Source organism: Kribbella sp. (assembly GCF_035655035.1).
Taxonomy (GTDB): domain Bacteria; phylum Actinomycetota; class Actinomycetes; order Propionibacteriales; family Kribbellaceae; genus Kribbella.
On record NZ_DASRVN010000130.1, the window covers coordinates 1 to 19,700 of the forward strand.

Sequence of the window (19,700 nt, forward strand, 5' to 3'; positions counted from 1 at the left end):
ACCACCGCGACGCACCTCGGCCCGGCAACGACCGCCGCCGTACTCGTGGCCGCCGCCGCACTCCTCACCGTCGGCGAGATGAAGCTCGCCTCCGGCGCCTGGGAGATCAGCTTCGGTCTGGCCCCCGCCGACAAGCAGGGACAGTACCAAGGCTTCTTCGGCACCGGCCCCGCGATCGCCCGGATGCTCGGCCCGGCGCTCCTCACCACGGTCATCCTCGGCTGGGGCCCGATCGGCTGGATCGCGGTCGGTGCACTGTTCCTGGGGACCAGTTGCGCGACTGGTCCCGCCGTACGATGGGCTGCGCGGACGAGGGCCGTCAACGAGGACGCCACGCCGTCGCTGGTAGAGGAGAGCGCCGCCTGATGGAGATTCCCGGACTGGTCGAGATCACCACCTACGACGAACTGCGCGAGGTCGTTCCGCCGCCGATCGGCGCCGCTGTCGCCAAGGAGCGCAAGGAGCTCCACGACCTGGACCTGCTGTGGCTCGGCAACTCGCCGTTCTGTCTGATCGCGACCTCCGACGCCGACGGCAACTGCGACGTCTCCCCCAAGGGCGACCCGGCCGGCTTCACCAAGGTCCTGGACCGGACCACGATCGCGATCCCGGACCGGGCCGGCAACCGCCGGATCGACGGCTTCACCAACCTGCTCAGCAATCCGCACCTCGGGCTGATCTACTTCGTCCCCGGCCGCACCGACACGCTGCGGATCAACGGCCGCGCCCGGATCGTCAAGGACGCGCCGTTCTTCGACGACATGGTGGTCAAGGGCAACCGCCCGCAGCTCGCGCTGCTGGTCGAGATCGAGCAGATCTTCCACCACTGCTCGAAGTCGTTCCTGCGCTCGCAGCTGTGGAAGCCGGAGACCTGGAACCCGGAGGCCGTCCCGCGCCGCGCGGTGCTGTCGAAGACGTTCGAGCGTCCCGACGACGACCTGACCAACCTCGACGAGTACTACGGCAAGAAGTACGAGGAGTCGATCTACAAGGTCAAATACTGAAGTACTTCGGCGGGCGCAGCCGGAAGTACTCCGTGGCGACGATGACACCCGCCCCGGCCGCCGTCTACGGTTCAGTAGTGTGACCGCACTTCTCGACACCCCGGACCTCGCGGCCCGGATCCGCCGTTTCACGCTGCCGATCGGGCTGGCCGTGTTCTCGGTGATCGGGACGTTCGGCGCTGCCCGCGGCCAGACCGACCGGCACCACCCGGACGCGTTGATGGTCGTACTGCTGCTGATCGCCGCCCTCGCCCTGTTCTGGCGCAACACCCGCCCGGTGCCGGTGCTGTGGGTGATCGTCGCCGCGACACTCGTCTACGTACTCCGCGAGTACCCGTGGGGCCCGGTCATCATCCCGTTCGTGATCGCGGTCTTCACCACGATCCGCCTGGGTCATCGGGTCGCGGGCTGGGCCGGACTGATCTCGTTGTACGTCGGCCACGTCGGCGGCCGGATCGTCCTCGGGCTCACCCAGGACGGCATCTACCAGGTCCTGCTCGTCGGCGCCTGCTTCTGCGTACTCGGATTCCTCGCCGAGCTCTTCCGCGCGCACCGTGAACGCGTCATGGCGGCCGCGCGCACCCGCAAGGAGGAGGAGCTGCGGCGTGCCGGTGAGGAACGACTCCGGATTGCGCAGGAACTCCACGACGTCGTCGCGCACCACATCTCGCTGATCAACGTGCAGGCGTCCACCGCGCTGCACCTGGTCGACCGGCAGCCCGAGCAGGCCGCCCCAGCGCTGGCAGCGATCAAGGACGCCAGCAAGGAGGCTCTGGTCGAACTCCGCTCGATCGTCGGCGTACTGCGCCAGTCGGACGAGTCAGCGCCCCGCCAGCCGGTCGCGGGCCTCGACCACCTCGACCACCTCGTCAGCCGCACGGCGCGCGCCGGGCTCGAGGTGCACAAGATCGTCCACGGCGATCCGCGTCCGCTGTCGAGCGGCCTGGACCGCGCCGCGTTCCGGATCATCCAGGAGTCGCTGACGAACGTCGTACGGCACGCCCGGGCGACGTCCGCGACGGTCCGGATCCAGTACGGCGAGCAGGCGCTGGTCGTTCAGGTCGACGACAACGGCGAATCCCTCACCGCGCCGCCGAAGGAAGGCAACGGCATCTCCGGCATGCGTGAACGCGCCACCGCCCTCGGCGGCACCCTGACCGCCAACCGCACCCCCGCCGGCGGCCTCCGCATCATCGCGAACCTGCCGCTGTAGGTTCCCGTGACCACGCCGCTCGACGCGGGCGCGGTGCCGGTGCCGGCCTCAGGGCAGGCGGACGTGGGCGGGGTTCAGGTCGGCGACGGTTGAGACGCCGAGTAGTGCCATCGTGCGGCGGACCTCCTTGGTCAGGATCTCCGCGGCCCGAGCCACACCGCGCTGGCCGCCGGCCATCAGGCCGTACAGGTACGCGCGGCCGACCAGGCAGGCGTCGGCACCGAGGGCGATCGCCGCGACCACGTCCGCGCCGGACATGATGCCCGTGTCCAGGTAGATCTCGGCGTCGCTGCCGATCGCCTTGCGGACGTCCGGGAGGATGCGCAGCGGTGTCGGCGCCCGGTCCAGCTGGCGGCCGCCATGGTTGGACAGTACGACGGCGTCCGCGCCGGCGTCGACCACGCGCCGGGCGTCCTCGACGGTCTGGATGCCTTTCACGATCAGCGGGCCGTCCCAGATCGAGCGCAGCCAGTTGAAGTCGTCGATCGTCATGGTCGGGTCGAACAGCTTGTCCAGCAGCTCCGCGACCGTGCCGTCCCAGGTGGACAGCGACGCGAACGTCAGCGGCCGCGTGGTCAGCAGGTTCGCCCACCAGGCCGGGTGCATCGACGCGTCCAGGACGGTCTTCGCGGTCAGCGACGGCGGGATCGTGAAGCCGTTCCGGACGTCGCGGAGCCGGGCGCCGGCCACCGGTACGTCGACGGTCAGCATCAGCGCCTCGTACCCGGCGGCGGCCGACCGCTTCACCAGGTCCTCGCCGGCGTCGCGGTCCTTCCACACGTACAGCTGGAACCACTTGCGGGCGTCCGGCGCCGCGGCCGCGACATCCTCGATCGAGGTGGTGCCCATGGTGGACAGCGCGTACGGGATGCCGACGTCCTGGGCGACCTTGACGACGGCGCTCTCGCCCTCGTGGTTCATCATCCGGGTGAAGCCGGTCGGCGCGAACGCGAACGGCAGCTCCGAGCGCTTCCCGAGGATGGTCGTACCGAGGTCGATCTCGGAGACGTCGCGCAGGATCGACGGCTGCAGCTCCATCTCGGCGAACAGCCGGCGGGCGCGGCGCAGGCTGATCTCGGCCTCGGCGGCGCCGTCGGTGTAGTCGAACACCGACCGCGGCGTCCGGCGCTTCGCGATCGCCCGCAGGTCCGCGATCGTCAGCGCCTTCTCCAGGCGCCGGTCGGTGGCGTTCACCGTGATCGGCTTCGGCCGCAGCAACGGCTTCAACTCGGACCATTTGGGCATCTGGCGATCGGTCATCACAACTCCCGGCTGAATCTGTGGTCGGACCACACCCTACCCTGTGGTCCGACCACACAGGTAGAGTCGTCCACCAACGAGCTGGGGAGGATTTTGCCCCTGAATCGGGAGGAAATCCTCCCCAAGCGGTCGGAGCTGCGGGTGCGGAACTACGAGGTCGTGTTGGGGTGGGTGGAGCGGGAGCTCGGCGCCGAGCGGTTGCGGATCGGGGGGCGGCTGCCGGGTGAGCGGGCGCTCGCGGAGCAGCTCGGGATCAGCCGGCCGTCGGTGCGGGAGGCGGTCCGGGTGCTGGAGGCGATGGGCGTCGTACGGACCGCGACCGGGTCCGGGCCGGACGCGGGCACGGTGATCGTGGCGGAGCCGGTCTCGCCGTTGACCGCCGTACTTCGGTTGCACCTGGCAACCAATCATCTGCCGATGGGGGACGTTGTCGAGACCCGGCTGCTGCTGGAGTCGTGGGCGGCGCGGGAGGCGGCCGGGCGGGAGCTGGCGGCGGGCGAGCTGAAGGTCGCCGAGGAGCTGCTGGACCGGATGGACGACGGCGGGTTGTCGCCGGAGGAGTTCCACCTGCTCGACGCGGAGTTTCATGTCGCGTTGTCGGGGCTGGCGGGGAACGTACTGATCGCTGCGGTGATGGCGTCGTTGCGGTCGGCGATTCACGGGTACGTGCTGGCGGCGGTGCCGAATCTGCCGGACTGGGAGGAGACGGTGGTCGGGTTGCGGGCCGAGCACCGGGCGATCCTGGCGGCGGTGCGGGGTGGGGAGCCGGAGCGCGCGGCCGGGCTGGTGGTCGCGCATATCCAGGGCTTCTACCAGGCGGCGCAGTTAGCGCCGTACGGTACGGCGGAGGCCGAGGACGACGGTCGCGCCGACGATCAGGTGGAGTGAGGCGAGGCCGAGCTTGGCGCCGGGGCCGATGCCGTTGATCAGCGGGCTGGCGAGGGAGATCAGGCAGACGATGGTCGCGATGACGGTCCAGATGGTGCGGGCGCGTGGGGTACGGCGTTCGAGGATCGCGAGCAGGGCCCAGCCGAGGAGGGCGATCGCGGCGGTGGAGATCACCACTGCCGCAGCACCGATGTGCTGAACGCCGTCCTGCCGGGCCGACAGCGTGAGCCCGCCAAGCGGAACCAGCAGGCTCCAGTCCAGCAACGCGGCAACCACTGCAATACCAATAACCCCGAATCTCCTACCTCGCACACGGCTCCGCTCCCCCAGAACCGGGGTGGGGTTGTTGAGAGTTTGCATCTGGGGCTCCTTGGGTGGTGGGTGTGGGTTCAGGGTGGGGTGCGGGGCGGCAGTTCGGCATCGGTCGGGTGGCTGTGGGGGTTCTACTTTGGTCGGTGGTGGGGAGGAGAAGGGACGCTTACCCTCGGGGCATGAACGAGTTGTGTCTGCCGCGGAAGCCGCCTCGGTACGTCGAGGTCGTGGCGGTCGCGGCGATCGCGGTGCTGGTGGGGCTGACGATCGTCGGGCGGTTGCCGGACGCGGAGCACCGGAAGTTCCTGCCGTTGGACATCGTGGTCGGGATCGCCTCGGTCGGGCTGATGCCGTGGGTGTTCCGGCGGCCGGTGAACGGCGCGATCGCGGTAGCCGTGCTGGCGGCGTTCTCCCCCGCCGCGACCCCGCCGTCGACCGTCGGCACGTTGAACGTCGCGCTCCGGCAACCGCTGCGTACGTCGATCCTGGTCGCGTGCGTCGGCACCGCGAGCCATCTCGTTCAGGGCCTCTGGCAACCGATCCACGGGCTGCCCTACTTCTGGTACGCCGTGCTCGTCGTCGTCGTGCACGCCGGTCTGCTCGGCTGGGGCCAGGGCACGCAGGCCCGCCAGCAACTGCTCGCGTCGCTGCGGGAACGCGCCCTCCGCGCCGAGGCGGAACAGGGCCGCCGGGTCGCGGAGGCGCGGTCCTTGGAGCGGACGAAGATGGCGCGCGAGATGCACGACGTACTGGCGCATCGCCTGTCGCTGCTGGCGACGTACGCCGGCGCCCTCGAGTACCGGCCGGACTCCTCGCCGGAGAAGCTCGCGACGGCGGCCGGGGTGATCCGTACCGGCGTACACCAGGCGCTCGACGAGTTGCGCGAGGTGATCAACGTGTTGCGGGACGAGGACGTGTACGAGGCGCGGCCGCAGCCGACGTTCGGTGACCTCCGGGCGCTGGTCGACGAGTCCCGGGAGGCGGGGACCACGATCGCGTACGACGACAGGGTCGCGGACTCGACGTCGTTGCCGCCGGCAACCGGGCGGACGGCGTACCGGATCGTCCAGGAAGGGCTGACGAACGCCCGCAAGCACGCCGCCGGGTATCCGGTGCAGGTCCTGGTCACCGGTCACCCGGGGGACGGGCTGCGGATCGAGCTGACCAACCCGTCGTCGAACGGTACGCCGTTGGTGCCGGGCAGCGGGACGGGGCTGGTCGGGCTCACCGAGCGGGTGCAGCTCGCTGGCGGCACGCTCGACCACGGGCGGGAGCCCGGTGGCGCGTTCCGCCTCGAGGCCTCGCTACCGTGGCCTGCATGATCCGGGTACTGGTGGTGGACGACGACGCGTTGGTCAGGGCCAGCCTGGAGATGATGCTCGACGGCGCGAACGGGATCTCGGTGGTCGGGCAGGCCGCGGACGGCGACGAGGTACCGGCCGCGGTCGACGCGCATTTCCCGGACATCGTGCTGATGGACCTGCGGATGCCGCGGGTGGACGGGATCGTCGCGACCCGGCGGCTGCGGGCGCGGCCGAATCCGCCGGACGTGGTGGTGCTCACCACGTTCGACACCGACGAGAACGTGCTGCACGCGCTCCGCGCCGGGGCCAGCGGGTTCCTGCTCAAGGACACGCCCCCGGCGCAGATCGTCGAGGCGGTACGGCGGGTCGCGGCCGGGGACCCGATCCTGTCGCCGGCGATCACCCGCCGGCTGATGGACCGCGCCGCGACGCAGGCCGACGCGCACACGATCGCGCAGCAGAAGCTGGAGCGGCTGTCACCGCGGGAGTACGACGTGATGCTGGCGGTCGCCCAGGGCAAGGCGAACGCGCAGATCGCCACCGAGCTGTTCATGAGCCTGGCGACCGTGAAGGCGCACATCTCGCACATCCTCACCAAACTCGAACTCGGCAACCGCACCCAGGTCGCCTTGCTCGCTCATGACGCGGGGCTCGCATAAGCTCCGAGCCATGATTCGGGTGTTGCTGGCGGATGATCAGGCGTTGGTGCGGGCCGGGTTCCGGTCGTTGCTGAACGCCGAGGACGACATCACCGTGGTCGGCGAGGTGGCGGACGGCGCGGAAGCGGTGGTGGTGGCGCGGCGGGAGAAGCCCGACGTCGTACTGATGGACATCCGGATGCCCGGGACCGACGGGCTGGAGGCGACCCGGCGGATCGGGTCGGACCCGGAGCTGGCCGACGTCCACGTGGTGATCCTGACGACGTTCGATCTGGACGAGTACGTCTTCGAGGCGCTGCGGGTCGGGGCGAGCGGGTTCCTGGTGAAGGACACCGAGCCGGTCGAGCTGCTGCAGGCGGTCCGGGTGGTCGCGCGCGGGGACGCGCTGCTCTCCCCCGGCGTCACGCGACGGCTGGTGGCCGAGTTCGCGTCCCGCAGCCGGCAGCCGCACGCGAGCAAGGAACTCGACGTACTCACCGAACGCGAGAAGGAGATCGTCGCGCTGGTCGGCGAGGGCCTGTCGAACGACGAGATCGCCGCGCGGCTCGTGCTGAGCCCGGCGACCGCGAAGACGCACGTCAGCCGCGCGATGATCAAGCTCGGCGTCCGCGACCGCGCGCAACTGGTCGTCGTCGCCTACCAGACCGGCCTGGTCCGCCCCGGCTGGCTCGGCTGAAGCTGCAAACCGCCGTGAGTACTCCATCGGGGGTAGGTTGAGTCACTCCCCGGAGGCGACGCCACACGTACTGCCCGGCGACATCCTCTAGGTATGGATGCGTTGGTGGAGGTCAGTGGGCTGACGAAGAGGTACGGCGACACCCTCGCGGTTGACGGTGTCGATCTGACGGTGCTGGCGGGTGAGGTGTACGGGTTTCTCGGGCCGAACGGTGCGGGCAAGACGACCACGTTGCGGATCCTCACCGGGCTGATCGCGCCGACGAGCGGCAGCGTGCGGGTGCTGGGCGGGCGGCCGGGTGAGACCGACGTACTCCGCAGGACCGGCTCGATGATCGAGTCGCCGGCGTTCTACCCGTACCTGTCCGGCCTCGACAACCTCCGGCTGCTCGCGGAGTACGCCGGCATCGATCGCGCGCGGATCGACGAGGTGCTCGAGCTCGTCGACCTGGCGGAGCGCGCGAAGGACCGGTTCTCGACGTACTCCCTCGGGATGAAGCAACGTCTCGGGGTGGCCGCCGCGCTGCTGAAGGATCCGGAGCTGGTGATCCTCGACGAGCCGACGAACGGCCTCGACCCGGCCGGGATGCGGGACATGCGGCGGCTGATCCGCGAGCTCGGCTCCGGCGGGCGGACCGTACTCCTGTCCAGCCATCTGCTCGGCGAGGTGCAGCAGATCTGCGACCGGGTGGGCATCATCAACGCCGGCCGGATGGTTGCCGAGCACAACGTCGACGAACTCCGCGGCGAGCAGGAACTCGTCGTCCGCGCCGCCCCGAAGGAGCAGGCGAAGACGCTGCTCGCGGGCTTCGGAACGGTCCATCAGTACGACGACACGCTCCGCCTGCAGGTCGATCCGCGCCGGGCCGCCGAGGTGAACCGGACGCTCGTCGAGGCCGGTGTCGAGGTCTCCGAACTGCACACCACCGAGCGCGCGCTGGAAGACATCTTCTTCGAGCTGACCACCGAGGAGAAGGCCGATGTCGGGTAGCTACCGCGCGGAGCTCCTCAAGCTCCGCAAGCGATCCGCCGTCTGGGTACTGTTCGGCGCCGGGCTCGTGCTGAGCCTGATCTTCGGCTACCTGCTGCCGTACGTCGCGTACGCGACCGGCGACAACACCCCCGGTACGACCGGCGTACCGCGGGCCGAGGTGCTCCGCGGCATGCTGCCGGAACGCGTCATCGACAACACGATCGGCGGCTACCCGATCTTCGCCGGAGCGCTCGCGCTGGTGCTCGGCGCGATCGTGATCGGCGGCGAGTACACCTGGGGCACGCTGAAGACCGTGCTCACCCAGCGTCCGCGCCGGCTGACGGTCCTCGGCGCGCAGTTCCTTGCCCTCGGCACCATGATCGCGCTCTGGGTGCTGGGGATCTTCGCTGCCTGCGCCCTGTGCAGCGTCGGCATCGCGGCCGCGGAGAACGGCGCCACGAACTGGCCGAGCGTCGTTGGCCTGGCCAAGGGATTGGCCGGTGGCTGGCTGGTGCTGATGATGTGGTGCCTGGCCGGCGCCGTGCTGGCCGTTGCCTTCCGCAACGTTGCACTGCCCATCGGTCTCGGTGTCGTGTGGATCCTCGGGATCGAGACCCTACTGGCCGGCGTGGTCAGCAGCCTGCTGCCGAGCCTGAAGTGGCTCGCCAACCTGCTGCCCGGCACGAACGCCGGCTCGCTCGTGTTCAGCGTCACCGGCATGGCCGCCGCCGACGCGCCACCCGGGGTACGGGACGCGGTCGGCGGCGGACGGGCCTTGCTGACCTTGATCGCCTACTGCGCGATATTTGCGATCCTGGCTGCCTGGACCACGCGGCGCCGGGACGTCACCTGATCCCGGCGTGTACCAGGGCGAGCTCGCAGAACATCGCGTTCGCCCAGGAGAACCACTCGCGAGTGAACTTCCGCGGGTCGTCCACGTCGAAGCCCTCGTGCATCTGCCCGGTGCCGCCGGTGGTGTCGCGGAGCAGTTCGAGCAGCCGCTGCCGTTCCTCGGCCGACGTACTCGAGATGCCCTGCACGGCGAGGGCGATGTGCCAGATGTAGCGCGGCGGCGTGTGCGGGCTGCCGATCCCGGCGGCGACCGTGCCGCTGTAGTAGTACGGGTTGTCCGGGCTGAGCAGCAGGGACCGGGTCGCGAGGTACGTCGGGTCGTCCGGCGCGGCGTACCCGGTCAGCGGGATCGACAGTAGGCTCGGCATGTTCGCGTCGTCCATCACCAACGACTCCCCCAGCCCGTCCACCTCATAGGCGTACACGCGGCCGTGGACCGGGTGGTCGACCGTGCCGTACTGCGTGATGCCCTCGTCGATCTCCGCCTTCAACGCCTTCGCGCGGTCGGCCAGCGACTGGTCCCGCAGCACCTCGGTGGCGATCTCCTGCAGGTACCCGAGCACCACGGACGCGAACATGTTGCCGGGCACGTTGAAGCCCAGCTCGGTGGCGTCGTCGCTCGGCCGGAACGCGCTCCACGACATCCCGGTCGGCCGGGTCAGCCGCCCCCGGCCGTCCCGGACCAGCGTGTCCTCGGGCCGCTCGTCGTGTCGCTGGAAGCGGTACGGCGACCGCGCCTCGTGGTCCTGCTCCACGGTCCACAGGTCGACGATCATCTCGGCCGCGGCCCGGAACCGCTGGTCGATCACGTCGGCGCGGCCGGTGATCCGCCACAGCCGGTACGCCAGCTCGAGGGGGAAGCACAGCGAGTCGATCTCGTACTTGCGCTCCCACACCCACGGCGACATGTCGGTCTCGTCGGTGACGTGCCCGGCGCCGTTCGCCTCCTGGTTGAAGGCGTTCGCGTACGGGTCGAGTACGACGTACTCGAGCTGCCGGTGCAGTACGCCGATCAGGACCTCCTGCAGGCCCGGATCGTCCTTGCACAGCAGCAGGTACGGACGCAACTGCGCGGCGGAGTCCCGCAGCCACATCGCCGGGATGTCGCCGGTGAGCACGAACGTGGTCCCGTCCGGCAGCCGCTGGGCGACCGCGGGCAGGTTCTCGGCCATCGAACGCCGGAACATCTCCGCGATCACCTCGTCACCGCAGGCCTGCTGAACCGCCGCGACGGCGCGGGCGAGGACCTCGGGGTCGATCATGTGTCCATCTACCTTTCGACAGCGAGAGCTGGGTTGGGCGAGAAGGTCCGGTCGAGGACCAGGGTCGCGGCGCCGATCGCGCCGACGTCGGTGCCGAGCGCGGTTCCGGTGACCTCGAACGGGTGCACCGCCTGCAACAGGAACCGGCCCTCGAGCGCCGTCCGGACGGCGGCGTTCAGGACCGGAGCGAGGTGTTCCCAGTGCGGACCGCCGAACACGACGCGGTCCAGGTCCAGCAGGTTCGCGACGTCCTCGACCACCTTGGCGATCCGGACGGCCAACTGTACGACGATCCGCCGTGCCTCGGCGGAGCCGTCCGCGGCGCGGGCGCACAGCAGGGCGAACGCCTCGTCGACGGCCGGGCGGTCGTCGAGGTCGATGCCGTCGGCAAGTACTCCGGCCCGGACCGCCTGCTGCACCAGGTACCGCGGCTGGCTCGCCTCCCCGACGCATCCGCGGCGCCCGCAGTAACAGACCGGCCCGTCGGGGTCGACGATCACGTGCCCGATCTCGCCGACATTGCTGGACGAGCCGCGCACCACCTCGTCGCCGATCACGAGCCCGGCACCGACGCCCGTACCTAGGTAGAAGAACACGAAGCTCCCACCTTGCCCGGCCCACTTCTCCGCGGCGGCCGCGGCGGTCACGTCCTTGTCCAGGACAACCGGCAGACCGGTCCGCTCCTGCAGCTGATCGCACAGCGGGACGAGGTGCCAGGCCGACAGGTTCGGCGGGTCCACGACCACGCCGCGCTCCACATCGATCGGACCGGGCGCGGCGATGCCCACCCCGGTGACCCGGTCGCGGACCGCGCCGGACTCGGAGATCACTTCCTCGATCGTCTTCGCGATCCCGTCGATCAGCAGGTCCGGGTCGTCGGCGTGCTGGTCGACGACCCGGCGCGCGACCACCTGACCGGTCAGGTCCAGCAGCACGACGGTGACGACGGACGGGTCCAGGTGCACGCCGACGGCGTACCGGCCGGTGGGTTCGAGTTCGAGCAGCGTCCGCGGCTTGCCCAGCCCGGCGCCGCGCAGGACACCGGCCTCGCGGACCAGGCCGGCGTCGAGCAGCCGGCGCGCGATGTTCGAGATCGCCTGCCCGGACAGGCCGGTGGCCTCGGCCAGCTCGACCCGGCTGAGTTGTTCGCTGCGGCGGATCGCGTCCAGTACGACGGCGTCGTTGAACCCCCCGACGCGATCCAGGTTGGTCCCGCGTCTAGCCATTCGGGTCCGCGCCCCACGGCTGCGTCCAGCCGTACTCGATCGGGCCGTCGCCGGTGCGCCACTCGTTCGGCGTGGTGTTCGTCAGCCAGTCCGTCGGCTCGATGCCGCCCGGCGTACCGCCGTCGAGCGCGAGCCGGATCCCGTCGCGCAGCGCCCGGTCGGTCTCGGCGGTCCGGGCGGCCGGGTCGATCGACAGGAACAGCGCCGTACCGGAGCGGGCGATCAGGTCCAGGTAGCGCGCGTTCAGCTCCCACGGCGTCTGTGGCGTGCACGGGACGCAGTCGGCGTCGACGGTGAAGAACCGGTTGTGCTGCGGCAGCCGGAACGCGAGCGTGTTCACGCCCATCTTCCGGGTCCGCTCCCAGTCCCGGCCCGACGTGTCGTCGCCGATCCGCTGCACGTCGACCAGCCCGGCGGCGAGATGGCCGACGGTGTTGCAGCCGATCACCACCAGGTCCTGCGCGGCCGACCGGAACTCGCGGTAGAAGTCCAGGACGATCTCGGCGGTGGTCCGGGTGGGGTCGTGGAACTGCCAGCCGTCGTCGGTCATCCGTGCACCCATCGCGGGCCCGAAATCGCCGAACACGTCGTACGTGCTGAAGTCGTGCTTGACGAGCTCGAAACCCCAGTCCCTGAACCGCCGCAGGTCCGCGCGGATCCCGTCCATCACCTCGGGGTACGTCGGGTCGAGGGCGCGGCCGGGCTTGTCGTGCGGGCCCTTCGAGGCCAGCGGCGACGGCTCGCGGACCAGGAGCGGGCGGAACCACAGCCCGGGGCGGGCGCCGATCGTCTTGATCGCGGCCGCCGTACCGGCCAGGTCGTCGAAGACGCCCGGAATGCCGCGGTCCCACGGGCCGCCGGAGCAGACGCCGCCCGGGTACCAGCCGTCGTCGACGACGCTGAACGGCTTCACCGGGTGGCCGTCGGCGAGCTCCACGATCGTGGACGCGTCCTTGAGGACCGCCTTCTCGTCGAAGTTCTCGCCGTACGCGTAGTACCAGTTGTTGGCGCCGACTACAGGCCCGGCCACCGGCGCGGGCTCAGGTCGCGCCGGTAGCCGGGTGCTCAGGGAGGCGACCGCTGCGTTGAGGGTCTGCCACGGTGTACCGGCGTCCTCGAATCGTCGCACGACGGCTGCTGTCAGCGTACGGCCGCCCAGGTGAACCGGCCCGCCGCCGTTGCGCAGGTCGAGCCACAACGTGAACCCGTCGCGGTCGACTGTCCAGGAGCAGAACGCGTTCGGCTGTACGTCGACGCCCAGGCCGAACGTTCCCGCGCTCGAGTGCACGAGGAAGTACCACGGCAGCAGCCGCTCGGGCTGCTGGTGCCGCCACTGCAGATCGCCGTACGACCGCTCCCACGCGTCACCGAGGATCAGCGCGTCGGCCGGCAACTTCTCCGACCAGCGCAGCGCGACCCGGGAGATCCGCTGGGCCGTGACCTCGACGGTGCCGTCGTTCCAGCCGACCTCGGCCCCCGCGCGCGACGGTACGACCAATCCGTCCGAGGGGTCCGTCTGCACGAAAACAGCGCTCGGTTCTCTCACGTTGCTCCCTCGGGCGAATTAATTTCCCCAGGGACTTTAGTTAGTACGTCTGAGGGTGGTCAAGGCGTCAACCAGGCGGTCGACGTCGGACTGGTCGTTGTACGGCGCCAGCCCGGCGCGGACGGCGCCGGCCGGGCCGAGGCCGAGGTGGTTGGCCGGCTCGTAGGCGTAGAACGAGCCCGCTGGGGCGTTCACTCCCGCGGCGGCCAGGTGCTCGGCGACTTCCGCCGGGGTGTGGCCCTCGAGCGTGAACAGGAGCGTGGGCGTGCGGTTCGCGGCGTGGCCGTACAGCGTCACGCCGGGGATCGCCGCGAGCCGGGCCTCCAGGTCGTCGCGGAGCGCGTCCTCATGCTCCTCGACCAGGCGGAGCGATTCGACGAGACGCTCGCGCCGGGTCGAGCCGGAGCCGCCCAGCCCGGCGATGAAGTCGACCGCGGCCGTCGTACCGGCAAGCAGCTCGTACGGCAGCGTGCCGAACTCGAACCGCTCCGGTACGACGTCCGTCGACGGCAGCAGCTTGTCCGGCGTCAGCGTCTCGAGCAGATCCGGCGCCGCGGTCAGCACGCCGAGGTGCGGGCCGAAGAACTTGTACGGCGAGCACACGTAGAAGTCGGCGTACCCCGCGTCGACCGGCGCGTGCGCGGTGAGGTGTACGCCGTCGACGTAGATCAGCGCACCGGCCGCGTGCACCTGGTCGGCGATCCGCTGGGTGTCGGGCCGGGTGCCGAGCAGGTTGGAGGCGGCGGTGACCGCCACCAACCGGGTACGGTCGGTGAGCAGCGGGCCGATATCGTCGAGCTCGGACGTCTCCGGGTCGAACCCGAGCCACTTGATCGTGGCGCCCGCGGCCTCGGCGGCCTGCACCCACGGGCGGACGTTCGCGTCGTGGTCGAGGCGCGTGACGATCACCTCGTCGCCGGCGGTCCAGGTCTTGGCGAGCGTCCGGGAGAAGTCGTACGTCAGCTGGGTCATGCTCCGGCCGAAGACGATCCCCTGCGCGGTCGTACCGAGCAGGTCGGCCATCGCCTCGCGGGCGCCGACGACGACCCCGTCCGCGCGTCGCTCGGCGGCGGTCAGCCGGCCGCGGTTCGCGAGCGCCGAGGTGAGGGTCTTCGCGACCGCGTCGGCGACCGGTTGCGGAGTCTGCGAACCACCGGGGCCGTCGAAGTGCGCCGCCCCTTCCTCGAGCGCGGGGAACTGTTTCCGGACCGCAGTCACGTCGAAGGCACTCATGGGCGTCATCCTCTCTCGCTCCTGACACTCGCCGCCAGCTCCTGCCCGAATACGGATATAAATGCGCGAACTGTCGACCGAGTAGTGCAGGATGTCAGGAGTGAGCACGCCGACGACTCCTGACACGGTCCCGACCCGGGCATGGCTTCCGACCATGCTGGCGCTGGCCGCCATCTGGGGCTGCAGCTTCCTGTTCATCTCGGTCGGCGTCCGCGAGCTGCCGCCGCTCTACCTGGCGCTCGGCCGGGTGCTGGCCGGTTCCGTCGTACTGCTGGCGATCCTGATCGTGAAGCGCGAGCCGCTGCCGCGGGACCCGCGGTTGTGGGGGCACTCGTTCGTGGTCGGGGCGATCGGGTCGGCGATCCCGTGGACCCTGTTCGGGTACGGCGAGGAGCGGATCCCGTCGCTGCTGGCCGGGATCTGGAACGGCATCACGCCGCTGATCGTGCTGCCGATCGCGGTCCTGATCTTCCGGACCGAGAAGTTCTCGGCACAGCGCGGGTTCGGGCTGCTGATCGGGTTCCTCGGGGTGCTCGTGGTGCTCGGCGCGTGGCGGGTGCAGGGCGGCGCGGATCTGGCCGGGCAGGGGCTGTGCATGCTGGCCGCGTTCTTCTACGGGCTCGCGATCCCTTACCAGAAACGGTTCCTGGCCGGTACGACGTTGTCCGGCACGGCCCTGTCCACGGCGTTGTTGCTCTGCGCAACGGTCCAGCTCGCGGTGGTCGCGCCGCTGGTGACCGGTCAGGCGCCGCCCGCGCCGTGGTCGCTGTCCCCGAAGGTCGTGCTGAGCGTGCTCGCGCTGGGTGCTTTGGGCAGCGGACTCGCGTTCGTGCTCAACATGCGCAACATCCGCCTGATCGGCGCCAGCCGCTCGTCGATGGTCACGTACCTGATGCCGGTGTTCTCGATCCTGGTCGGCGTAATCGTCCTGCACGAACACCTCACCTGGTACCAGCCCGTCGGCGGTCTGGTCGTCCTGGCGGGCGTGGCCGTGTCCCAGGGCGTGTTTGCCGGCCTCCGCCGTAAACCGTCGGAGTTGGCGGACCTGCGCCACTGATCAACCTCGCCGTGCGGTCGGTCGCCGACCGCAGCTGAGCGGCGGACGCGTGGGCGGCGAGCGCTTGGTCAGTGACGGAGGTCCGCACCTACGCGCGACGCAGGTTGGGCACAGCGGCGATCACGACGGCGACGAGTGCCAGCAGGGTGCCGGCGACGACGGGGGTGGTGATCGGTTTGGCGGCGACCGGGACGAAGACGTCGATGAAGAGGCTGGCGATCAGCTGACCGGCGATCGTACCGAGGCCGAGGACGAAGACGCCGACCACGCGGACCACGGCGGCGGCCGCGCTGATGAAGATCACGCCACACATGCCGCCGAAGTACAACCAGGGCTCGCCCGGCAGGTGCTTCGGCGCTCCACGCAACGCCAGGTCGACGAGGAAGACCAGCAGCAGCGCGAGGAAGCCGACGAGGAAGTTCACCACCCCGGCCGCGACCGCGCCGTACGCATCCGATGAAGCCGTCCGCGCGACCCGCCCGTTGATCGCCTGCTGTACGGCGGTACCGACACCGGCCAGCGCAGGCAGGATCGCGAGCAGCAGCCCGTCCGGGTGACTCAGCTGATCCGACACCGCGAGAGCCACCGCGACCAACGCGACCGCCGCGCCGACGATCCGCAGCGTGGTCAGCGGCTGCGGCCCCGCCGGACCGAACCCGAGCCGGTCGACGACCAGACTGCTGATTGCCTGCCCGGCCACGCCCGCCACCAGGAACACCGCGACGCCGATCACCGACACCGTGATCGACTGCGTCGCGACCAGGAACGCCCCCGCGACGCCGCCGGTGCATTGCCACCAGCGCAGGCCGCCGTGCCCGCGCATCGGGTTCCGGATCGTGCGCCACACGTTGCCGAGCCCACGCCGTACCGGAGGAACCACCGCCGTGGCGACCAGCAGCACGAGCAGACCGGTACCGAACGAGATCAGCGCCGCCGGGATCCCGTCGCCCAGCTTGCCGCCCAGCTCGCCGTTGATCCGGGACTGGACCGCGACCAGCATCCCGATCCCGAAGGCGGACACCAACCCGACGAGGTGGTGCTGCCGGGTCGATCCTGCGGGGCGGGTCGCGGTCGTCGTCACGACACCATCATGACCGTTCGCGCTGTAGCGCCTGTCAGGAGGTCCGGACTACGGCCTGTCTGGATTGCCAGACAGGCCCTACGAGCGCCGGACGAGCGCCAGGTACATGGCGTCGGTGCCGTGCAGATGCGGCCAGAGCTGTACGTCGGGGCCGTCGCCCAGATCGGGTACGCCGGGGAACAGCGCGCGGGCGTCCTCCAGCGTCGCGTCGGCGCGACTGGCGAGGACCGTGTCGACGACGGCGCGGGTCTCGTCGGGGTGCGGGGAGCAGGTCACGTACGCGACGACCCCGCCCGGGCGGACCGACGTGATCGCCGAGTCCAGCAGGGCTTCCTGCAGCGGGCGGAGCTCCTCGACGTCTTCCGGCGTACGGCGCCAGCGCGCCTCCGGGCGACGCCGCAGCGCACCGAGGCCGCTGCACGGTACGTCCGCCAGCACGCGGTCGAAGGAACCGGCCGGCCAGGTCGGCTTGGTGCCGTCGCCGACGAGCACCTTGTGGTCGCCCGGGATCGCCCGCAGGTTCTGCCGGACGAGCTCGGCGCGATGCTTGAGCGGCTCGACCGCGGTCAGCCGGCCGTCCTTCACCAGCGCCGCCAGCAAGGCCGACTTTCCACCGGGCCCGGCGCACAGATCCAGCCAGTTCGCGTCGTCTCCGTCGACCTTCGCGGAGGCCAGCGCGAGCGCCACCAGCTGTGACCCTTCGTCCTGCACCCCCGCGCGCCCGGTCGCAACCGCCTCGATCCGCCCGGGGTCCCCACCCCCACCAAGCACAGCTCCGTACGGCGACCACCGCGCAGGCTCCGCTCCGGCCGCCACCAACTCCTCCACGTCCGACAACCCGGGCCGAGCCACCAGCGTCACCCGAGGCGGCTCGTTGTCCGCGACGAGCAACCGCTCCAGCTCGATCGCGGCATTGCCCGGCGGGGCGGCGCCCGGACCGTCGGTCAGGGCCCGGTCGAAGGCCTCGATCACCCACACCGGATGCGCCTCGGCGATCGCCAGGTGGCCCAGCGGGTCGTCCTCCCAGGTCGGGGCGACGGTGCTGATCCACTGGTCGAGCGTCCGCTGGCTGATCTTGCGGAGCACTGCGTTGACCAGGCCGGTGCGTTTCTGGCCCAGCACGGCGCGGGTGAGGCTGACCATCTCCGACACCGCGGCGTACGAGTCCACCCGCATGTTCAGCAGCTGGTGGCTGCCGAGGCGGAGCATGTCGAGGAGCTCCGGGTCGAGCTCGTCGAGCGGGCGGGACACGCTCCGCGCGAGGAAGGCGTCGTACGTGCCCTGCCAGCGCAGCGTGCCGTGGACCAGCTCCGTACAGAAGGCGGCGTCGCGCCCGGACAGCCGCGCCTCGCGGAGTGCCTTGTTCAGTGCGAGGTTCGCGTAGCCGCCCTGGGAGGTGACCTGGCGGATCACCTCGTACGCGACCCGCCGTACCCGATCCGGCCCCCGCTGCGGCCCGCGATTCCGCGGCGACCGATCACTCACGACGTCGTACCCAGCCGATCCTCGTCGGTGAGACGGATCCCGCGCGCCCAGTCGGCAGCCGCCATCGGCTTCTTGCCCTGGGGCTGGACCGTGACGAGCTCGACCGCCTTGCTCCCGGTGCCGGCGAGCACGCTCGACTTGGTCGCCCGCAGCTCGCCCGGCTTCAGTTCCTCGTCGGTCAGCCGTACGGCGAGCACCTTCAGCCGCTCGCCGCGGAACGTCGTCCACGCACCCGGTGCGGGATTGCACCCGCGTACCAGCCGGTCCACCCGCTGGGCCGGCGCGTTCAGGTCCAGCTCGGCGTCCTCGACCGTGAGCTTCGGCGCCAGCGTCACGCCGTCGGCGGGCTGCTCGCGTGCCTCCAGTACGCCGGCCTCGATCCCGTCCAGCGTGTCGACGAGCAGCTTCGACCCGGACACCGCCAACCGGTGCAGCAGGTCCCCGGCCGTGTCCGTCGGCCCGATCGGCTCGGTCAGTACGCCGTACACCGGGCCGGCGTCGAGCGCCTTCACGATCCGGAACGTGCTCGCCCCGGTCACGTCGTCGCCGGAGATGATCGAGTGCTGTACCGGCGCCGCACCACGCCACGCGGGCAGCACCGAGAAGTGCAGGTTGATCCAGCCGTGCTCCGGGATGTCCAGCGCCGCCTGCGGCAGCAACCCGCCGTACGCGACCACCGGGCAGCAGTCCGGCGCGATCTCCCGCAGCCGCGCCAGGAACTCCGGATCGCTCGGCTTCACCGGCTTCAGGATCTCCACCCCGAGCTCCTCGGCGTACTGCGCCACCGGCGACGCCACAAGCTTGCGCCCCCGCCCGGCCGGCGCGTCCGGCCGGGTCACGACCCCGACCAGTTCGTGGCGACTGGCAACAATCGCCTCGAGCGCGGTAACAGCTGGCTCCGGCGTACCGGCAAAGACGACTCTCACAGTGCAACTCTCACAGGCCGAATCCGTTCGTGGGGTGGGGGGAGACCTTGATCTGTGGGGGGCCGGAGAGGCCGGACCATTCGGATTCGCGGATGGCCTTCATGGCGGCCTTGCGGGTTTCGCGGTCGAGGCGGTCGACGAACAGGACGCCGTCGAGGTGGTCGGTCTCGTGCTGGATGCAGCGGGCGAGCAGGTCGGAGCCTTCGATGACCACGGGGTCGCCGTACATGTTGAAGCCCTTGGCGATCACGGACTGGGCGCGGCGGCAGTCGAAGGTGAGGCCGGGGATCGACAGGCAGCCTTCCGGGCCGAACTGTTCCTCGAGGGAGAGTGAGAGCTCCGGGTTGATCAGGTGACCCAGCTCGCCCTCGACGTGGTACGTGAACACCCGCAGGCCGACGCCGATCTGCGGCGCGGCCAGGCCGGAGCCGGGCGCGTCCTGCATGGTGTCGGTGAGGTCCGCCACCAGGCGGCGCAGCTCGGCGTCGAAGTCGACGACCGGCTCGGCCTTGGTGATCAGCACGGGGTCGCCGAACAGGCGGATGGGTTGGACCGGCAACAGACTCTCCACACGCTTCTACGGACCGGGACCGGGACAGTTTAGTTGGCCCGCGGCGGAGATTCCCGGCGGGAGGCCCCTCCCGTTTGTTGCCACAAGCACGTACTGTGGTCCCAGGCGTACCTACAGTCACTGCCGTCACACGCCGCTCGGGAGACCCAATGCTCACAGCAGCACGGGGGGCA

Annotated in this window: 19 protein-coding genes and 1 pseudogene; 10 read left to right on the top strand and 10 right to left on the bottom strand. The window is 70.5% G+C overall.

What is annotated here, in order from left to right; translation table 11 throughout:
* From VFF46_RS07425 to VFF46_RS07435, 3 genes and pseudogenes are all read left to right on the top strand, one after another.
* A pseudogene (locus VFF46_RS07425) lies at positions 1-366 on the top strand (MFS transporter); the annotation flags it as partial.
* Entirely contained in the window at positions 366-1,004 is a 639-nt protein-coding gene (locus VFF46_RS07430) for an MSMEG_1061 family FMN-dependent PPOX-type flavoprotein (RefSeq protein WP_325036277.1), read from the top strand. The pseudogene VFF46_RS07425 and the gene VFF46_RS07430, both read left to right, overlap by 1 nt.
* Positions 1,005-1,083: 79 nt before the next feature.
* Positions 1,084-2,217 carry a sensor histidine kinase gene (locus tag VFF46_RS07435; RefSeq protein ID WP_325036278.1) on the top strand — a complete coding sequence of 378 codons (1,134 nt, stop codon included), beginning with the start codon at positions 1,084-1,086 and terminating at the stop codon, positions 2,215-2,217.
* Positions 2,218-2,265: 48 nt separating this feature from the next.
* Here the strand turns inward: VFF46_RS07435 and VFF46_RS07440 are convergent, their stop codons facing one another.
* The gene (locus tag VFF46_RS07440) at positions 2,266-3,477 is read right to left on the bottom strand and encodes an alpha-hydroxy acid oxidase (RefSeq protein ID WP_325036279.1); all 1,212 of its coding nucleotides are present in this window, start codon (positions 3,475-3,477) and stop codon (positions 2,266-2,268) included.
* 141 nt (positions 3,478-3,618) lie between these two features.
* Here VFF46_RS07440 and VFF46_RS07445 point away from each other — a divergent pair, with 141 nt between their 5' ends.
* Positions 3,619-4,365: a FadR/GntR family transcriptional regulator gene (locus VFF46_RS07445; protein ID WP_325036280.1), complete on the top strand. Its 747-nt coding sequence runs from the start codon at positions 3,619-3,621 to the stop codon at positions 4,363-4,365.
* Here the strand turns inward: VFF46_RS07445 and VFF46_RS07450 are convergent.
* The gene (locus VFF46_RS07450) at positions 4,303-4,641 is read right to left on the bottom strand and encodes a DUF6069 family protein (protein ID WP_325036281.1); all 339 of its coding nucleotides are present in this window, start codon (positions 4,639-4,641) and stop codon (positions 4,303-4,305) included. The two genes, VFF46_RS07445 and VFF46_RS07450, sit on opposite strands and share 63 nt — an antisense overlap.
* A gap of 215 nt (positions 4,642-4,856) precedes the next feature.
* Between VFF46_RS07450 and VFF46_RS07455 the strand changes: the two genes are divergently transcribed.
* The 5 genes from VFF46_RS07455 (at position 4,857) to VFF46_RS07475 (ending at position 9,141) form a co-directional block, all read left to right on the top strand.
* Positions 4,857-5,999: a sensor histidine kinase gene (locus VFF46_RS07455; protein ID WP_325036282.1), complete on the top strand. Its 1,143-nt coding sequence runs from the start codon at positions 4,857-4,859 to the stop codon at positions 5,997-5,999.
* A complete protein-coding gene (locus VFF46_RS07460; RefSeq protein ID WP_325036283.1) occupies positions 5,996-6,640 on the top strand; it encodes a response regulator transcription factor in 645 nt (214 codons plus the stop codon). The genes VFF46_RS07455 and VFF46_RS07460 overlap by 4 nt, the downstream gene beginning before the upstream one ends.
* A gap of 10 nt (positions 6,641-6,650) precedes the next feature.
* Positions 6,651-7,316, top strand: a complete 666-nt coding sequence (locus VFF46_RS07465; RefSeq protein WP_325036284.1) for a response regulator transcription factor — start codon at positions 6,651-6,653, stop codon at positions 7,314-7,316.
* A gap of 93 nt (positions 7,317-7,409) precedes the next feature.
* On the top strand, positions 7,410-8,306 hold the full coding sequence (locus tag VFF46_RS07470) for an ABC transporter ATP-binding protein (RefSeq protein WP_325036285.1): 897 nt from the start codon (positions 7,410-7,412) through the stop codon (positions 8,304-8,306).
* Positions 8,296-9,141, top strand: a complete 846-nt coding sequence (locus VFF46_RS07475; RefSeq protein ID WP_325036286.1) for an ABC transporter permease — start codon at positions 8,296-8,298, stop codon at positions 9,139-9,141. Before VFF46_RS07470 ends, VFF46_RS07475 begins: the two co-directional genes overlap by 11 nt.
* Here the strand turns inward: VFF46_RS07475 and VFF46_RS07480 are convergent.
* From VFF46_RS07480 to VFF46_RS07495, 4 genes are read right to left on the bottom strand one after another with little or no spacing between them, the layout of a single operon-like run.
* Positions 9,134-10,402 carry a glycoside hydrolase family 125 protein gene (locus VFF46_RS07480; protein ID WP_325036287.1) on the bottom strand — a complete coding sequence of 423 codons (1,269 nt, stop codon included), beginning with the start codon at positions 10,400-10,402 and terminating at the stop codon, positions 9,134-9,136. The two genes, VFF46_RS07475 and VFF46_RS07480, sit on opposite strands and share 8 nt — an antisense overlap.
* Before the next feature lie 8 nt (positions 10,403-10,410).
* Entirely contained in the window at positions 10,411-11,628 is a 1,218-nt protein-coding gene (locus VFF46_RS07485) for an ROK family transcriptional regulator (RefSeq protein ID WP_325036288.1), read from the bottom strand.
* Positions 11,621-13,174 (bottom strand): hypothetical protein, encoded by a 1,554-nt coding sequence (locus tag VFF46_RS07490; RefSeq protein ID WP_325036289.1) that lies wholly within the window; start codon positions 13,172-13,174, stop codon positions 11,621-11,623. The genes VFF46_RS07485 and VFF46_RS07490 overlap by 8 nt, the downstream gene beginning before the upstream one ends.
* A gap of 36 nt (positions 13,175-13,210) precedes the next feature.
* Positions 13,211-14,407, bottom strand: coding sequence for a cysteine desulfurase-like protein (locus VFF46_RS07495; RefSeq protein WP_325036290.1), 1,197 nt, complete (start codon positions 14,405-14,407; stop codon positions 13,211-13,213).
* Positions 14,408-14,507: 100 nt separating this feature from the next.
* Here VFF46_RS07495 and VFF46_RS07500 point away from each other — a divergent pair, with 100 nt between their 5' ends.
* Positions 14,508-15,464, top strand: a complete 957-nt coding sequence (locus VFF46_RS07500; protein ID WP_325036291.1) for a DMT family transporter — start codon at positions 14,508-14,510, stop codon at positions 15,462-15,464.
* 88 nt (positions 15,465-15,552) lie between these two features.
* On the opposite strand, the gene VFF46_RS07505 is transcribed toward VFF46_RS07500, so the two are convergent.
* From VFF46_RS07505 to def, 4 genes are all read right to left on the bottom strand, one after another.
* Entirely contained in the window at positions 15,553-16,545 is a 993-nt protein-coding gene (locus VFF46_RS07505) for a DMT family transporter (protein ID WP_325036292.1), read from the bottom strand.
* A gap of 78 nt (positions 16,546-16,623) precedes the next feature.
* On the bottom strand, positions 16,624-18,030 hold the full coding sequence (locus tag VFF46_RS07510) for an RsmB/NOP family class I SAM-dependent RNA methyltransferase (RefSeq protein ID WP_325036293.1): 1,407 nt from the start codon (positions 18,028-18,030) through the stop codon (positions 16,624-16,626).
* A complete protein-coding gene (gene fmt / locus VFF46_RS07515) occupies positions 18,027-18,956 on the bottom strand; it encodes a methionyl-tRNA formyltransferase (protein WP_325036294.1) in 930 nt (309 codons plus the stop codon). Before fmt ends, VFF46_RS07510 begins: the two co-directional genes overlap by 4 nt.
* 10 nt (positions 18,957-18,966) lie before the next feature.
* The gene (def, locus tag VFF46_RS07520) at positions 18,967-19,515 is read right to left on the bottom strand and encodes a peptide deformylase (protein ID WP_325036295.1); all 549 of its coding nucleotides are present in this window, start codon (positions 19,513-19,515) and stop codon (positions 18,967-18,969) included.
* Between the last annotated feature and the right edge of the window lie 185 nt (positions 19,516-19,700).

What these genes read in the sequence shown, in the direction of transcription:
- VFF46_RS07430 (WP_325036277.1), top strand. Translation starts at nt 366, where the DNA reads ATGGAGATTCCCGGACTGGTCGAGATCACCACCTACGACGAACTGCGC.
- VFF46_RS07440 (WP_325036279.1), bottom strand. Translation starts at nt 3,477, where the DNA reads ATGACCGATCGCCAGATGCCCAAATGGTCCGAGTTGAAGCCGTTGCTG.
- VFF46_RS07455 (WP_325036282.1), top strand. Translation starts at nt 4,857, where the DNA reads ATGAACGAGTTGTGTCTGCCGCGGAAGCCGCCTCGGTACGTCGAGGTC.
- VFF46_RS07460 (WP_325036283.1), top strand. Translation starts at nt 5,996, where the DNA reads ATGATCCGGGTACTGGTGGTGGACGACGACGCGTTGGTCAGGGCCAGC.
- VFF46_RS07465 (WP_325036284.1), top strand. Translation starts at nt 6,651, where the DNA reads ATGATTCGGGTGTTGCTGGCGGATGATCAGGCGTTGGTGCGGGCCGGG.
- VFF46_RS07470 (WP_325036285.1), top strand. Translation starts at nt 7,410, where the DNA reads ATGGATGCGTTGGTGGAGGTCAGTGGGCTGACGAAGAGGTACGGCGAC.
- VFF46_RS07475 (WP_325036286.1), top strand. Translation starts at nt 8,296, where the DNA reads ATGTCGGGTAGCTACCGCGCGGAGCTCCTCAAGCTCCGCAAGCGATCC.
- VFF46_RS07480 (WP_325036287.1), bottom strand. Translation starts at nt 10,402, where the DNA reads ATGATCGACCCCGAGGTCCTCGCCCGCGCCGTCGCGGCGGTTCAGCAG.
- VFF46_RS07485 (WP_325036288.1), bottom strand. Translation starts at nt 11,628, where the DNA reads ATGGCTAGACGCGGGACCAACCTGGATCGCGTCGGGGGGTTCAACGAC.
- VFF46_RS07495 (WP_325036290.1), bottom strand. Translation starts at nt 14,407, where the DNA reads ATGAGTGCCTTCGACGTGACTGCGGTCCGGAAACAGTTCCCCGCGCTC.